Annotated in this window: 16 protein-coding genes; 4 read left to right on the top strand and 12 right to left on the bottom strand. The window is 35.5% G+C overall.

All coding sequences use genetic code 11. From position 1 onward, the window contains the following. Positions 1-73: 73 nt before the first annotated feature. On the top strand, positions 74-1,153 hold the full coding sequence (locus AC6BKE_RS02020) for an ankyrin repeat domain-containing protein (RefSeq protein WP_101966862.1): 1,080 nt from the start codon (positions 74-76) through the stop codon (positions 1,151-1,153). Positions 1,154-1,636: 483 nt separating this feature from the next. Here AC6BKE_RS02020 and AC6BKE_RS02015 read toward each other — a convergent pair whose 3' ends face one another. From AC6BKE_RS02015 to AC6BKE_RS01980, 8 genes are all read right to left on the bottom strand, one after another. Beyond that, the gene (locus tag AC6BKE_RS02015; RefSeq protein ID WP_036127135.1) at positions 1,637-1,918 is read right to left on the bottom strand and encodes a hypothetical protein; all 282 of its coding nucleotides are present in this window, start codon (positions 1,916-1,918) and stop codon (positions 1,637-1,639) included. Beyond that, the gene (locus AC6BKE_RS02010; protein WP_101966863.1) at positions 1,915-2,574 is read right to left on the bottom strand and encodes a hypothetical protein; all 660 of its coding nucleotides are present in this window, start codon (positions 2,572-2,574) and stop codon (positions 1,915-1,917) included. Before AC6BKE_RS02010 ends, AC6BKE_RS02015 begins: the two co-directional genes overlap by 4 nt. Before the next feature lie 148 nt (positions 2,575-2,722). Beyond that, on the bottom strand, positions 2,723-3,130 hold the full coding sequence (locus tag AC6BKE_RS02005; RefSeq protein ID WP_036119500.1) for a MarR family transcriptional regulator: 408 nt from the start codon (positions 3,128-3,130) through the stop codon (positions 2,723-2,725). A gap of 86 nt (positions 3,131-3,216) precedes the next feature. Continuing rightward, positions 3,217-4,248 carry an alpha/beta fold hydrolase gene (locus AC6BKE_RS02000; protein ID WP_499855714.1) on the bottom strand — a complete coding sequence of 344 codons (1,032 nt, stop codon included), beginning with the start codon at positions 4,246-4,248 and terminating at the stop codon, positions 3,217-3,219. Between the two features lie 12 nt (positions 4,249-4,260). Further along, positions 4,261-4,872 (bottom strand): hypothetical protein, encoded by a 612-nt coding sequence (locus tag AC6BKE_RS01995; RefSeq protein WP_342504320.1) that lies wholly within the window; start codon positions 4,870-4,872, stop codon positions 4,261-4,263. Between the two features lie 47 nt (positions 4,873-4,919). Continuing rightward, entirely contained in the window at positions 4,920-5,327 is a 408-nt protein-coding gene (locus AC6BKE_RS01990; RefSeq protein ID WP_036119491.1) for a permease prefix domain 1-containing protein, read from the bottom strand. Further along, positions 5,324-5,653 (bottom strand): PadR family transcriptional regulator, encoded by a 330-nt coding sequence (locus AC6BKE_RS01985; RefSeq protein ID WP_036119488.1) that lies wholly within the window; start codon positions 5,651-5,653, stop codon positions 5,324-5,326. Before AC6BKE_RS01985 ends, AC6BKE_RS01990 begins: the two co-directional genes overlap by 4 nt. 184 nt (positions 5,654-5,837) lie before the next feature. Beyond that, positions 5,838-7,028 (bottom strand): M14 family metallopeptidase, encoded by a 1,191-nt coding sequence (locus AC6BKE_RS01980; RefSeq protein WP_340809620.1) that lies wholly within the window; start codon positions 7,026-7,028, stop codon positions 5,838-5,840. 184 nt (positions 7,029-7,212) lie between these two features. On the opposite strand from AC6BKE_RS01980, the gene AC6BKE_RS01975 reads away from it, so the two are divergent. Together AC6BKE_RS01975 and AC6BKE_RS01970 are read left to right on the top strand one after the other, a co-directional pair. Next, positions 7,213-9,951, top strand: coding sequence for an ATP-binding protein (locus AC6BKE_RS01975; RefSeq protein WP_271911926.1), 2,739 nt, complete (start codon positions 7,213-7,215; stop codon positions 9,949-9,951). Between the two features lie 5 nt (positions 9,952-9,956). Continuing rightward, entirely contained in the window at positions 9,957-10,811 is an 855-nt protein-coding gene (locus AC6BKE_RS01970; protein WP_499855710.1) for a CheR family methyltransferase, read from the top strand. Positions 10,812-10,853: 42 nt separating this feature from the next. On the opposite strand, the gene AC6BKE_RS01965 is transcribed toward AC6BKE_RS01970, so the two are convergent. The 3 genes from AC6BKE_RS01965 to psiE form a co-directional block, all read right to left on the bottom strand. Further along, entirely contained in the window at positions 10,854-12,002 is a 1,149-nt protein-coding gene (locus AC6BKE_RS01965) for a SpoIIE family protein phosphatase (RefSeq protein WP_036119474.1), read from the bottom strand. A 123-nt stretch (positions 12,003-12,125) separates the two neighbouring features. Beyond that, positions 12,126-13,133 carry an HAAS signaling domain-containing protein gene (locus tag AC6BKE_RS01960; protein WP_271911923.1) on the bottom strand — a complete coding sequence of 336 codons (1,008 nt, stop codon included), beginning with the start codon at positions 13,131-13,133 and terminating at the stop codon, positions 12,126-12,128. Between the two features lie 627 nt (positions 13,134-13,760). Beyond that, positions 13,761-14,216 carry a phosphate-starvation-inducible protein PsiE gene (psiE, locus tag AC6BKE_RS01955; RefSeq protein ID WP_499855707.1) on the bottom strand — a complete coding sequence of 152 codons (456 nt, stop codon included), beginning with the start codon at positions 14,214-14,216 and terminating at the stop codon, positions 13,761-13,763. Between the two features lie 220 nt (positions 14,217-14,436). Between psiE and AC6BKE_RS01950 the strand changes: the two genes are divergently transcribed. Then, a complete protein-coding gene (locus AC6BKE_RS01950; RefSeq protein WP_036119465.1) occupies positions 14,437-14,661 on the top strand; it encodes a hypothetical protein in 225 nt (74 codons plus the stop codon). A gap of 46 nt (positions 14,662-14,707) precedes the next feature. On the opposite strand, the gene AC6BKE_RS01945 is transcribed toward AC6BKE_RS01950, so the two are convergent. Continuing rightward, positions 14,708-16,438, bottom strand: coding sequence for a methyl-accepting chemotaxis protein (locus AC6BKE_RS01945; protein ID WP_499855705.1), 1,731 nt, complete (start codon positions 16,436-16,438; stop codon positions 14,708-14,710). Positions 16,439-16,537 lie beyond the last annotated feature (99 nt).

The raw sequence follows: 16,537 nt of genomic DNA, 5'->3' as shown, positions 1-16,537 counted from the left end.
CCTATTTCCTGTTGTTTTGTAAGTAGTTGTTTTCTATACTCTTTATAAATGTATGAAGGAGGCCAATCTAAAGATGATTAAGCTACAAGACATTGGAACATTTAGGGAAATCCCGGAGCTTGCAATGCATATCTATGCTGGAGATTTAACTGCGTTGCAAGAAGCCAAGGATAAAGGCTGGAATATTGAAGAGGAAATCCATTTAAGTAAGCATACATCATTAAGCCCATTGGATTTAGCATTAATTGCACAGCAATTTGATGTAGTAAAACTATTAGTTGCGTATAACGTAAATTTAAATGTTAAAAAGAATCCAGCTTTTTTACGAGCTGTTCGTTATTGTAAGGAGGAAATAGTGCGTTACCTTGTTGAACAAGGCGCAAAACTAGATGGACATAATCAAGTTGGCTCTGGAGCTTATTTACAGGCATACTATGGAAATAAAAGAAATATCCCGCTTATTCATGAACTCGGACTTGATGTGAAAGAGTATGGAGGGGCAGTATTACGACAAGCTGTATCTGATTTTGATAAGAAAACAGTCAATTATTTACTTGAACAAGGAGTAGATATTAATTACCAAAAGCCTGACATGGTCTATCCCTATGGAGCAACACCATTAACAGTTGCAACACGAATGGGCAATATCACTATGGTGAAATATTTAATTGAACGAGGTGCAAGTATCACTTTAACGGAGAAAGATGGGCAACGCCCTTATACTATTGCACTAGGTATGAAAAATAAGGAGCTTGCCAATTATTTAAAAGCACTCGAACCTATAGAGCTTCATTCGATAGAGAATAAAAGGTGTGCGTTACAAAAATATAAATTACCAAAGGAATTGCTTGATTTTCTGACAGGTGATCAATTGCATCTTAAACTTGCACCAAATGATTATGACATTCACTATATCGATTTTTTTAACCTAACGGATACAATTGAGATGAAGTTTGGTCAACAAAAGCTGCTTCTTCTTTCAGCCAATGTCGACAATTATTCTGATTTACAAGTAGTTTGGAACCCGGAAGGTGAGGGACAAGTTGGATGCTATGATGTGGAGCATGAGGAATATGCAGATTTATGCAATTTCACAGAGTTCCTAGCTAAGCCTGAGTTCTATCTTATCCAATTTCTTGAAGGGGAACTTTAGTAATATTGCGTCCATGGTTACTTTCTGAATTGGGATAGGACAGGAAAGATAATTTTCACATGTATTATCATACTGTTCATTATTTATATTTAACAGGTGAGGGCAAAATAAACGATTTTGGAGTATCTCTTTTCATTTTTATAATGAATGTCATATTCCCAATTGTACCAATCACGAAAATACGATGTATGGCTTTTATATAGGTTCATCTTGTGGTTGTCAGTATCATATTTGTGATTTTGCCCATTGGTGCTGTTTTCGCTGGATTGCATCTCCTAAGTTACTATTGAAAGTTTTGCTATTTTTCTCTATTTACTATGTCTTCTATTAAAAATGTAAAAAGGCATATTCCATTAAGAATACGCCTTTTTCTAAAACTAGTAACAAATATTAATTCATGACTTTTATTGTCAATCCTCGGAGTTCCAATTGTGCCTGAATACACTAGATTAACGAAAATGGAAGATTGTTTAATCATGTTATCTAAATTCGAAGCTTTGATAAACAAAATACCATAGAGCGTTTGATATAGGTGGCACAAAGGAATAGTAGTACAGCTACTAGCAGTGCTAGGGGGATGCTGAATAGAATTGGGAGGTCTACATCATACCAGATGCTCATTTTAATTTGATCTAGTCCGAATGTTCGTAACATGCCAGCGAGTATAGATAGAACAGCACTTACAAGTAAGCCAATGTAAAGAACGGATAAGACAACTAGGGCTAATGAGCAAAAAAAGGCTTGTAGCATTTTTAGGAATGTCATTCTTTTTCCCTCCGTATAATGTGGTATACCTTTGCGTTTGAAGCAATCGTATAATCATCTGTATAGTAAAGCGTCTCAATTAGACAGTTTTCTCCCACTCTAACTACTTCGCCGTCAACAATGTGTGCATCTGTATACGATAGTTGCAGTTGTTTTCCTTTGATTGTATGGCAACTTAACCTTTTCTTAAATAATGGAAGAAGTGTCACTCGATCTTTTTCTATCACTACATTGTCCGCTAGTAGCTTGCTAATTTCACTTTCCCCCGATAATTTCAACTGAAAATGATTAGCCACTATTTCTTCAGCTTTTACTACACCAATAGCGTCGAACCGTCTGCTCTGTAATTTCTCCTCAATTATGAATTTCCCAGAACTATTGATCTTGTGGACACATCCATTACGTATTTGAATGTTTCCAGCGTTTGTTAGTTCTTCGATCTCACAATAATCCTTTAATGTGCATGAGCCTGAACTGTTAAATACCTGGGCAGTAACAGAGCAATAAAAGGAGCTATGACCATGAGTGGACACCTTTTTTAAGTGTACTTCTTGATGTAAAGCTACAGCTCCTCGAATATTTAATTGCTCATACCCAGTATCCAGATGTTTAATGCGACCATTCGTTAGTGTTAGCGTACGCAGTTTTTGAAACATAAAAAATCACCTCATTTTATTTTAATTAATATATATTTTAATTATTGAAATATATATTAATTAAAATATATGCATCTCCCTTTTGTCAAGAACAAAAGAATTCCCTAAAATTTGAGCAATAAAAAAAGGATTTCAATTTGTTGAAATCCTAAAAGATATTATTCATTAATTGATTTACTTCACGTAAGATATTAGCCATGTCTGCCAGTTTATCCTGAGAAAACTTTAAGAAAATTTCTTGGACCTTCTGATCACCATTATTGGTTAAAGCCATTTTGACAACACGACGATCATTATTTTCTCTAATTCGTTGAATCAGCTCTAGCTTTTCCAGCTTATCGCACATGGAAGTTACAGCTCCAGGTGTTACACTAAAGAAGTCAGCGATTTCTGTTGCCTTCATTCCATTATTTATTTTTAGTTGCAGAAGTAAAATCAATTGGTTTTGCGACAATGCTTCCCCTTTAGTTAAAAGTTCCACAAACATTTTTGATTTTTGCTGAATGTCCAGCATTTCTTTCATAATGATTTCTACATTGTGTAGATTATCTGCCATATAATCACGTCCATTAAAATATTTAATAATTAAATTATATAGCAATTAAATAAATCTTTCCAAGCATAGAATAGCTCTAAAAAAATTTATTGTTTAAAAGTCACACGCATCCATTCAAAAAATCTATCTTTTTCTTCGAACTGTGGGTAGTGTGCAGAGTTTTCGTATGCTATAAATTCTTTTTTCTCGGCATCTATTTGGTCGAAGTATTTTTTAGCGGTATTCGATGATGTTTGATAGTCGTAGTCACCCATTACAAAATAGAAGGGGAGGTCTAGTCTATTAACTTTAGTAGGTAATGGATGTTGCATGACCTCTTTTAATAATGCTTCTTGAGATAATGATAGGCCTTTGTTGTAGCGGATCATATCCAATAAATTATATTCTGCACTGAATAGCATTCCTAACATATTGCCGTCAGGGTTATCAATGTTTCTTGTGGCTCCTCCATATTTATTTACGTAATGGCGGGGTGTAAATGTCTTACCCTTATTTATGTCTTCCGTTAACCTTTGTAAATATACAACATCTTCTGTGTTCCCTTGGAGTTGAGCCTGTAGGATGGTGTACTGTAAACTATCCATTTCACTTTCAATGGTATTACTCATTTGACCAATACCAATGTAGGCTTCATATTTTTCAGGAGCTTTAGCAGCTGCTTGTGTGGCAATATATGTACCATAGGAATGACCGATTAAGATGATTTTTTCTTTGTCTAGGCGATTAGCTATATAATCAGTCAGTGCTAATAAATCCTCCACAAGCAGGTCAGATGAAAGATTAGAATAGTCCTCGAAAAAATGATAGGATTTCCCGCTAGCCCGTTGATCGTAATGGACCACGGTAAATTCGGTTTCCAACAAATCTTGATATTTTTTGGCATAGGGGATTTCAGAACAGCCAGGTCCACCGTGGACAAAGATGATCACAGGATTATCTTTGTTTTGCCCACGTATCATAATTTCATGGTCACTGTCGTTAATTGCTACCTGCTCTAATGTACTAATGCTATTAGTTCCCTTTATAGATGATGTCCATGTTGGGAATAGAAGTGCTAGTAAAAGTAAGGAGCTCATGATAATGACAAGATATTTGACGAATTTTTTAATAGCTTTCATAGAATCCCTTCTTTACATGCGTTTCGTAAAGGTAGCTTGATACATTTTTCTTTTATACACATAAAAATACATACTTAGCGGCCACCATAGCGTAACAAAAATAGGGTAGATCGCCCATATAACCGTAGGTGAAGAAACGACGTTAACAATAATGAAAAAGCTACTAATTAGCAATGAAGCTGTCACGGAGAATGCTACAAACGTTTTCCGTTGAGCATGATATAAAGCTAGAGGCCACCACATAATTAAAAACGCGGGATAAATCGCCCAAGGATATTGAGGAGACAGCATGATATTCAGGAATGCATAATAAATAATTGTGGAAGCACAGCCGATGAGTGCTGTTTTTAAAGTTTTTGCTTTTTCACCTAAGTACATAAGAATCGGCCACCAGATAATTGGATAAATAGCATAGATAAACCATAAATGATTTGGTGCATATAAATAATTTTCAACGATAAGAAATGCGATAATCATTGCACTACAAACGATAGAGTATTGTTTATACATTTTATTAGACATAAAAAATAGCGTAATTGGCCATAGCAAGAGCAGCAGGCAAGGATATATAAACCACATTGTTTGCGGTGATGTCGTGTAATTGACGATCCCTAAAAAAATCATGGTCATCAGGCTCCCGGCTAAAGAAAAGTTAATAAAGTTCCTCATGTTCATTCACCCCATTTCTTACGTGACCATACAAAGTACATTGATAAAGGCCACCAAAGTATTGCGAAGATTGGATAGATGGCCCAAACTGTATGTGGAGTGTAATAAAGATTAATAAAGATAAAAAATGCAATGATTAAGCCACTCCCCCAGATGGAAAACTCTAAATTTAGTTTTGCCATGTTTTTCTTAGCAGGCTCCTTAACACCCAATTCCTTTTTCAAATCTTCAATATCTCCGAATTCTACAATCGCCTTATTGATGGCATCTTCTTGTTCCTTTCCTTGATCCATCAAGTAAAATACTTTTTCTTCAAGATTTTCAATGATTTCTTGTTTGACCATTTCAGTCTCGTTATTACGAGGAATATCCTTAAAAAGCTCATCAATATGGTTTTTTATTCTTTTCATTCAAAGCCCTCCATAAATAAATCGATTATTTCCTTTACTTCTGACCATTCTTTCACTAACTCATTTAAATAGGCTTTACCTAATGAGGTAATACGGTAATACTTTCTTTTGCCTCCATGTGAAACATCGCCATAATAGGCTTCAATAATTTCTTTTTTCTCGAGACGTTGAAAAACGGCATACAAAGTTGCTTCCTTGATTTGAAATCGATTGTTTGTACGGAGACTTATTTCCTGAGAAATTTCATAGCCATAACGATCTTTTTCTGAAATTAGCCGTAAAATAATCGAATCCAAATGTCCTCGGATAATATCACTGCGAACCATAAGTCACCTACTTTATTTTATTGCTCTATCTGTCAGAGTAATAGTAGCAAACATTACTCTACCTGTCAAAGTAATTTATTTTTCCTTTTTGGCAATTATGTCCAATTCCTCTTCATGAAAAAACTCCATTCACTGAAATGCCGCAAAGGACAATTTCATAGCGAATGGAGCTCAAACAATACTTTTACATATATAATGCTGCAAGAAAAATTCCGAGGGCTTCCTCATAAATTTCGTCAAACTGACTGATTGGCAAAGGATTCGTACCGCTTCCTAGCTCAACGGTAAAGCCAGGTCTACGCCAATCTTGGATGAACCAATCTTTATAGCCTGCATAGCTTCCTGCAGATTGAATGGGTTCATAGCCGCTGACTCTACTAAATTCATTCACAAGTACCTCTGATTCTGGAGGCTCAAGATTTTCAAAGCCCCAATAAATAACACGCCCCTGTGTATGAAAGGCTAGTACTCTTGAAAAATCACGTAGTTTAGTCAAGTCAGCCATCGCAATAGCTTCAGGTTCAGATAAAGGTCTGTCACCACCATAATCTCTAGGCCCTGGTGTCTTAGGGTTACGGGCACTTTCTAACTCCCATTGTGCAGGAAATTGATCATTTAAATCGACGCCATGGATGTTTGCTTTCCAGCCAGAAAAATCAGAGCTATCATTATTCCATGTAATTAGTTGATTTCTTAATGTTGTATCATTTGGGGGACCTTGTATTACTAAATCCACTCCATCAGGATTCACCATGGGTACGATAGAAAGAGAGGTTTGCTGGTAAAGAGAGAATGGAGAGATGCCACGAATGCTACTTTGGTTGGTGAGGGCGAGCAAATAGTCGTTTAAAAATGTTAGAATAATAGGTGTAGTAATCCATTCATTTGCATGGAAGGAGCCGTTATAGTGAACACGTTTAGCTCCATTGCCAATCAACAACTCAGGTAGACCTTTCCCTAAAACGGAACTGCCAATAGTTGAATTGTGAAGAAAAGGATAAGCATCAATTAGTTTATTAAGATCATTCATCATACGGGTATACGTATAATTTTGCTTACCATCAACTAAACGCCACGTAATACGTTGTGGTATATGAATCATCTGACCAATTTGTAAGCGATTTGGATTGAGACCTGGATTAACGAGTAATAGAGCGACTAGGGGGAGGTTTTGACTCTGTGCAATTTGCCAAAAAGAGTCCCCTTGTTTCAATTGATAGTCGATGGTCACAAAACCAGGAATACGAATGCGTTGTCCAACTCTTAAAAATTGGGGATTTATATTTTCATTGGAATCTAAAATTAGTTGAAGTGGTATTTTAAACACTTCACTGAAATGCCAAAGTGAATCTCCTGGTCTTACGATTATGTCCACATGTATTCTCTCCTTAATTTAGAAATGGCTCAATATAAAATGTATATGAAAAATGCATAGACTTATTAATACGAAACAGCAAAATTTCTTTGTTGCTCATGTCAAAAGAAGAGATAATCAGTTATTTTTACATGTATACTAGTAATAAAATAGAGTGAAAGAAAGGTAAAGGTAGGAAAACCAAATGTTAAATAGATTGAAATTGGGTATACGCTCTAAGATTACATTAGGTTATATCGTAATCATTCTTTGCTTACTTGCAGCCGTTGTCATATTAAATAATCAAATTAATTCTTTGCAAAAGGAAAGAAATTATATTATTAAGTACGATTCCAATGTTCAAACACTAACCAATGAAATTGAAAAATATATATTGGATATGGAATCGAGTCAGCGAGCTTTCATTATTACAGGCAAGCAAAGCTATCTTGAGCCTTATAATAAGGCAGCTGATAATTGGAAAATAGATTTTAATGATCTCTATCAGCGAATGACAGATAAACCATCACAGCAGGAAAAACTAAAAGAGATAGAGGAAACGATTGAACATTGGATTGCCACTTCGGGAGAGCCAACGATTCAATATAAAAAAGATAATAATATAGAAGCGTTAAATGAGTTTTTTAAAGTAGATACTGGGCGCCAAGATTTGGAGAAAATGCGTAAGTTATTTGATTCGTTCCGTTCAACTGAAAATGTTTATACACAGGCGAAGGCAAGTCAATTAGATAAACAAAATAATAAATTAACTAGTGGTTTATTTGGGATTTTAATTTTAGTTTCTATTATAGCAATTGTCATAGCTAGTGGCATTTCACGTTCTATTGTAAAAACGATAACAGAAGTTACACAAACTATACAAGAAATCGCAGCTACAAAAGGTGATTTTACAAGAAGAATCTATGTGAATACCAATGATGAAGTGAATGATCTTGCTAATGCAACGAATATACTGCTAGAGTCAGTCGAAAAGAGAGAATGGCTACAAAGCAATATTGCGGAAATTGTGACAAAATATCAAGGAGTTTCAGCCATCACAAAATTGGCTGAGACCTTCCTGTCAGAAATCGCGCAGAAAACAGAGGCATCGCTTGGTGCATTTTATGTTCGTGAAGTAACAGAGGACCAAGTACAATTTGTGAAAAAGGCTGCATTTGCTGACGGAGATGATCGCGTCGGTATGGAAAGCTTTAAAATAGGACAAGGATTAATTGGGCAATGTGCATTAGAAAAACGAATGTTATTTTACGATAATATTCCAAAAGACTATCGTTTAATCAGAACAGGATTAGGCGAGGTAAGACCGCATAATATTTTATTGATTCCTGTCATTTTTGAAAATGAAGTGATAGCAGTTGCAGAAATAGCGACAATGACTAAATTTAGTAAGCTACAGCAAGAATTAGTAAAGCAGGTCACAGAAACTTTTGGGCTAACAGTGAATAGTGTTTTAGGACGCATGGAAATTGTTCGTCTATTGAATGAATCTAGAGCAATGACTGAGGAGTTACAAGTTCAATCAGAAGAGCTGCAGACACAATCAGAAGAATTACAAATGCAGACCGAAGAGCTGACAATGATTAATGAGCAGCTTGAAGAACGTACAAAAGAGGCAGAGTCTAAATCAAGAGAGCTAGAAAAGGCGAAAAAGGAATTAGAAGAAAGTGCCGAGCAGCTTATCTTGAATTCAAACTACAAATCCGAGTTTTTAGCAAACATGTCACACGAATTAAGAACACCCTTAAACAGCATATTAATTTTATCGGAGATGCTAGCAGAAAATAGTCAACAAAATCTAACAGACGAGGAAATAGAGTATGCTCAAGTCATTCATTCTTCTGGAGAGGACTTACTTGCTTTAATTAATGATATTTTAGATTTATCAAAAGTCGAGGCAGGAAAGCTTGATATTATTTTTAATGAAGTGAACATGAGCGAAGTACCTGTACAAATTGAACATACCTTTGCACCTGTTGCGATGAAGAAGAATTTAGCATTCCATATTTCAAAGGCAGATCATGTTGTAGATGTATTCTATACAGATGAAAAGAGATTCCATCAAATCATAAAGAATTTATTATCCAATGCCTTTAAATTTACGGAACATGGTTCGGTAAATTTAGCTATTCATCAGCTTACACCACAGCAGTTAACAAATAATATGCAGGATATAAGTACAGATTGGCTTGAAATTACTGTATCGGATACGGGGATAGGTATTCCAAAAGACAAGCATCAGCTTATTTTTGAATCATTCCAGCAAGCCGATGGCGCTACGGTTCGAAAATATGGTGGGACTGGACTTGGTCTTTCTATTTGTAAGGAGTTTGCTAAATTGCTTGGTGGCTGGATTACGCTGCAAAGTGCTGAAGGACAGGGGAGTAGCTTTACGTTAACGATTCCAAGCTTACCAAATGGAATCGAAGAGGAGCATTGTCAAAAGCTTGCCATGAACGAAGTGGCCGTTACATTGGTAGAGGAGCCAATTGCAGAGCAGTCAAAGGAAATAGAGGGAGCCCTTCAACAAGAGGTAGAGGTTTTCCAAGGGAAAAATATTTTAATAGTAGATGATGATAACCGTAATATTTATGCATTAAAAACGGCATTAGAAAAAAGAGGTATGAGCATTCTAGTTGCTAAAGATGGGCTTGAATGCTTAGAGGTAATGCATGCTCATCCTGACATCGATCTCGTTCTAATGGATATAATGATGCCGAATATGGATGGCTATGAAGCGATGACTATTATTCGACAACAAATGAAACGAATAGACTTACCGATCATTGCATTGACGGCAAAGGCTATGAAAAATGACCGTGATAAATCATTGCAGGCTGGCGCATCTGATTATATTAGCAAGCCATTAAATTTAGATCAATTACTATCGGTCTTAAGAGTCTGGCTCGTTTCTAAAGGGAGTTAATGAACATGGAGCAATTTCAGCCTTTGGAGCAAAAAATACAATTAAATAAACAAACAAATTTAGAAATTGATTTATTACTAGAGGCTATTTATCGTTTATCAGGCTATGATTTTCGTCAATACAATCGTTCATCCATTTCACGTAGAATTTATAATAGGATGGGGATCAATAACATTCCAACGATTTCCCGGGTACTAGAAAAGGTCATTCATGATCAAGAATTTTTAGAGCAGATGTTGAATGATTTTTCGATAAATGTAACCGAGATGTTTCGTAATCCTAGCTTTTTTAAAGCTTTTCGTGAAAAAGTAATCCCCATTTTAAGAGAGTATCCAGAAATACGTATTTGGCATGCTGGGTGTGCGACAGGTGAGGAAGTATATTCTATGGCTATTTTACTTCAGGAAGAGGGGCTTATAGAGAGGTCTATTATTTATGCAACAGATATGAATGAGCAAGTATTAGAAAAAGCGAAGAAAGGGGCTTTCCCTATTCATAAAATGCAGGCATATACGAAAAACTATATGCTTGCTGGAGGAGCCCATGCGTTTTCAGAATACTATCAAACAGATTATCAATATGCTTACTTCCATCCAACACTATTGAAAAATATTATTTTTGCTCAGCATAATTTAGTAACGGATCATTCCTTTAATGAGTTTCATGTTGTCTTGTGCAGAAATGTCCTGATTTATTTTTCACCTAAGCTACAGAGCCAGGTACACCACTTGTTTTATGAGAGTCTAAGTGACAAAGGATTTTTATGCTTAGGGGATAAAGAAACATTGCGGTTTGAAGAGATTATTTCAAAATATCGAGAAATTGTAGGCAACGAAAGAATTTATCAAAAAATGTCTTAATGAGTAAGAGGCTATCTTCATGTGATAGCCTCTGCTTTTTATTTATATGGAAGTAGTGCTAGCTTGAATCATTAATACACACATATCATCAGGCTGGTTTTCTTGTTTATCTTTAGGTAATAGGTTGTCAATGAGGCATTGTGAATAATCCCACTTAGTGGATGTTAGCGTTTGCAAATGCTTTTCTGATTCGATTTCACAGGGGCCCATTGCCTCTAAAACACCATCTGTAAATAACACAATTTGAATATCTTGTTCATATTGAATACATTGCTTTTGAACTTTCATTTCATCGAAAAAGCCGACCGCACAGCTACCTTGATTTAATGGAATACATGTTTTTTCATCTATTAGTGCGTATCCAGGAGGGTGACCAGCGTTTATGTATTCGACTGTTTTTTGCTCTGTATCAATGATGAAATAAATCGCTGTAAAATAATAAAGATTATTATCTTTTCCATCTTGTAAAAGAGTCATATAACGATTCAGTTCTTTGATGACAAGCTCTGGGTCGTTTAGTTGTTTAACGGCCTCTCTTAAAACAGAGGAGATAAACATACAAACAAGCGCTGCAGATATACCGTGACCCATCATATCCAATAAAATGATAGCATAGCGATGATCGTCTATTTTGTACCAATAATACATATCGCCTGCTAAATTAGAGGATGGTAGATAAGAAACTTCTATCCGGATATCCTTCTCGTTTAATGGTGGACTGAGCAGGCTTCGTTGTACATGAGTGGCTAGATCTAGTTCATATTGAATTTTCTTGTCATGCTGGGTGTGCCAGTCTAATTCAGCTTTTAAGCGTAAGGCAACACGAATTCTTGCAAGCAGCTCCGTTTTATTAATTGGTTTTGTAATATAATCTACGCCACCAATGTCTAGTGCTTCTGCTAGTTTGTTTTTATCTTCCAGTGCTGTGACAAATATGATTTGAATATCTTTCAATCTTTCATTTTGCTTAATGCGTTTGCAGGCCTCAATACCATCTACTTCCGGCATCATAATGTCTAACAATATTAAATCTACAGAATTTCCTGTTGGATTTGGTGCATCTAATTGTAAATAATCAAATAGCTCATAAGCAGATGAAAGAGAAACACAGTTATCATAACCTGCATTTTTTAGTATTTTTTCAATGACAAATAGATTGACTTGATTGTCATCTACTAGAAGAATGGTCATAGTTAATTCCCCTTACTCTGATTGAATTGTGCAGATTATTCATGTATATAAAATACTTTCAACTTTATCATTATACAAAACATCAGAGAATAAAGGTATTTTAGCGATTTGAAGAGGGGGATTTTATACTTTCGCTTTTTTAAATCCTTGATAAATATCAAATGCATTTGCTAAAACAGCAATAATTATACTGACGAGTAAGATTTTATCTATAGTATAGGCAACCTTAGCGGATGTTGTTTCTAGGATAGCAGCCATGTAGGGAATCGAGGCACTATGAATAAAATCTTGGTGTATCGCCATTAAAATAAAGACGATCGTTCCTACACTTTGAAGTAGTGCATTCGTGATGGCGATGAGCATTGTCCACTGACCAGCACGCCATTTTATAAAGGTTAATGCGAGACTAAGAACAATACATAATAAGACGATAGGAGCAAATGATTGTAAAACATTTTGATTAAAGATTGGCATAACAAATTTCAAGCTACCATTGTCATTCGTTGTATAAATCCCTAAAAGACGATAAGCATTCCAATAGACAAAAGAAAATATTAGAATTCCAACTAGGCTAAAAATCGTATCACTTAAAGTAATGACTTTAACTTTGGGAATGGGTTTCATTTTAACTAAATCATCAGGAGACCATTGCTTGGCGTTTTTCAAAAAGGGTAAATAAATCTTTTCAGAACCAGAGCGCTCGATGATGATGAAAACAACGGTAATCCAAAACAATACGTGAAATATTACAGCAATAATCGCCACAATAATCATGGCAAATGCCGAAATAATGGTTGAAAGAAGCGCTTCTTCACCTGAATAGAGCACAATTTTTTGGATTACATGAATAATAACCGTAATGAAAATAGCCCAAGGCATAACTAGCTTGATTGTTCTTGTATATTGATCAAAAATCTCTGGGCCAATTAAAAAACGAGGTGTATCCTGAAAGCTTGCCGCAACTTCGGTAGGACTTCCAAGTTTTTGGAGTACATCCTTAACATCGGATTCAGAATAGGACTCAGGCAGCATATCCTCAATCGTAGCTTTTAGTTCAAGCTTTATGTCTTCACGCTTATTCTTATGTAGCCTTTTAGACACTTCGTGAATATACGAATCAATTAAAGACATTTATTTTCCTCCTTTAATCATTTTCATTGTTCATTATTTCGGTGTATAGGTTATTTGTGGGATATAAAAATTAATATGAAAAATGCACAAACAACATGCAACACTTTGAAAATGGAGGGGATATGATGAGAGTAATAGAGAAGTTATTAAAAGAACAAGATGTTTTAGACTTTCTGAATATCGTTGTAAAAGACTATCCAGGAAGAATGGGACAAAAGAGCAGCTGAAAAATCGCTTGATAATTTTTTCAGTATTATGGACTTTGGGAAGATGACAAACTCATTGGTGGTATGCAACTACATGACTTTCAATTGAACCTGTTTTCTAGTAATTGGTGGGGTAGGTCTTGTTGCAGTTGTTTTATTACATAAAAAGAGAAGGTTGCTAAAGAACTCATCTAACATCTCTTTCAAATTTTTTTAGCAAAAAACATTCATTTTGTTGTTTTGTTTCCGTTTATTTTTATAAGAAAATGGGTTTTGGCTCTGGACCGAGCTTTCTTCGCTGGTGATGGGTGTAGTAACGATCCAAGAGCTATATTTATAAGACTTATTGCAGTTTTTCTATGTGTTTGAAAAGCCTACATGTATTTCGACATTTTAGAATAGGAATAGCTCTTACTACCGGTCAGTGCTCCTTTTTTATAAAAATAGAAGATCGCGTTGGTCTTTCAAGTGGTGTGATATTAATAATAAAATAGCTTATGATTAATATCAGGATAATCAATGAATAAATTAAAGTGTTTAGAGGGTGATCATGCTCCACAATAATTAAACGAATCATCGCTGTGATACCTATATATATAAAGTAGCGCAGTGGAAAATGATAATCCTCTTTAAAATATTTAATAATCATTGTGATGAACTCAAAATATAAGAAGAAAATAAGAATATTGGCAAGGAATAATTTATAATCGCCACCTTCCTTGGCGAAGATTAATATTTTAAGAAATTCGATTAGCTCCTTAAAAAGCAAAAATGATAGGATAAGAGCTAGTAGCACAAGGCAAGCGTTGAGAAATAGCTGTAGAGATTTCGGCACAGCTTTAATGAGCTGCGAATAAGTAAAATTTTTTTGATTCATACATTTCCTCCAATCGAGTGTTAGTATTAGGTTTGTTAAATACATCATCATATGGCTGAGCAGTGGCTTATTATGATATAAATATAACAATTTGCCGTAAATCTTGTCTTTATTTTTTGTAAAGTTTTGGTATATTTTCATGAAAGAAAGTTTTCAAAATAATTTAGTGGTATGCTAAAATAGATGTGCATGAATATAAAATATAAAAGGGGTTTTTAAAATGGCAAAGGCTGCAAAAACTGATGCGAAAATTACACCAGAACGTTTAGAAGAAGCGTTAAACGTTCGTGATCGTCTTATTATCGAGCTACTGGTACAAGTACTTGATGAAAAATTAGTAATTGAGCGCCCTGTATTACGTGAACGTCTAGGAAACCTTGTAGAACTTGCTGATCATGATGCAGAGCTTAAGGAAACAATCCACGCAGTAATTAACAAACTATAATGTTAAGAAGAATGCTACGCCTAAACCGTAGCATTCTTTTTTCTTGTCATGTAAAGCGTTCTACTAAGTCGTACATGCGCTCTGCCTCTGTATGAAGTTCCATAGAGGAGTGCATAATCGAGTTCACTGCTGACTTTTGTTCGTCTATGGAAGCATTAATTTGTTCCGTAGCTGCGGCAGATTGAGTAGCTACACTGGCTATTTCTTTGATAGCATTCATCACCACTATGCGATTTTCCGCCATGTCGTTCATCCCCTCATCTAGTGAAACGAGATGCTTTGTAATATCGTGAATGGAGTCTGCTAGGAATGTAAAAGCTCCTTTTACTTCAGTAATCGATATGGCTTGATTTTGTGAAAGTTGGAGCGTGTGTATCATCTTTGCATCAGAGTTTGCAGTACCCACCTCAATACGCTGTAATAGATTTCTGACACGCGTAGTAGCTTCGTTTGTATCCTCCGATAAATGCCGGACTTCCTCTGCCACAATGGCAAAACCTTTACCGTGTTCACCAGCACGCGCTGCCTCTATGCTAGCATTGAGTGCCAAGAGGTTTGTTTGTTCAGATATAGATGTAATTGTTTGTACCACTTGATGAATCTCCTTCATTTGATTCGTCAAACTGGAGAAATTAGTTCTTAACTCCTCAATCACCTGTGTGAATTCACTTGAATTTTGCAGTAAACCTTCTACTTTTTGTCTACCATTTTCTTGTGATGAATTGATGATAATCATATTTTCAGTGATCTCACTATATTTATTTGTAGCAAGTGAAATAAGTGAAGATAGTGTTTCAACCTTACTAATGGCCATCTCAGCTTCTTCTGCTTGCACAACAGCCCCTTTAGAGATGTCATTGATTGCTTGATGAATTTCGTCAGCAGAAGCGGTTGTTTCCTCTGTAATAGCACTAAGCATCTCTGAAGAAACTCTCATTTGAGAGGCGCTATCCTTCGTATTGTTGACCATTTCATATAAGCTATGTTTCATATTATTCACGTTATTAGCCAGTATACCTAGTTCATCTTTTGTGGTAACAGGTATGTCATCGCCAGTTAGCTTACCTTTAGCAATATCTGAAGTAATCACCATGATTTTGCGTATGTAGGTAGTCATTCGTCCAGAGAAGAACCAGAAGAGTGCCACACCAATAATCGTTGCAAGGATTGTCATACCAAGTGTGTAATAGAAAACATTTTTAGTGCCTGCATTGAAGTCCATTTCGTATGTACCAGCTGCAATAATCCACCCCCAATGTTCGTCCATTTCTACATAAGTAATTTTAGGTGCAACGATTTCAGGGGTGGAGGGTAGTGCCCAATCATAACGGACATATCCTCCGCCAGCCTTAGCTGCTTCAATCATTTCGCGTACAAAATAGCGTCCATCCTCTGTTTGTAATTCAGCAATATTTTGCCCTTCAAGAGATGGATGCGTTTCGACTATGCCGCTATCTTGAAAGGCATAGAAATAAAAATTATCCCCATATTTAACAGGATTATCGATGGATCGTTTATTGTCTTCAACTCTTTTACCAACAATTTGTGTTCTTGCACTTTCCTGAGCTTCCTCTAACGTTATATTTCCCTTTTGGACTTGAGCATCTAATTGTGCAATTAATTCAAGAATGCCTAGTGTGCCATTTTTAAGACTTTGTCGACCTACTTGATCTAGTTCACCTTTCACTACGATGTAATTGACGGTTCCAACTAGTACTGTTGATATTAGAATAACTATGATGGCAAGACTAACAAGTTTATTACGTACTGATTTCATGAAACAAAACCTCCGTTCCTCCAATATAGTTATATTATAATATATAGTTTTCTAATAAAATAGAAAATTCTGATAATAAATGTCATATTTTAATATACT

Source organism: Lysinibacillus sp. COL-1 (genome assembly GCF_059814265.1).
The sequence above is the reverse complement of the archived record's forward strand: the minus strand, read 5'-3'. Positions and strand labels throughout refer to the sequence as shown.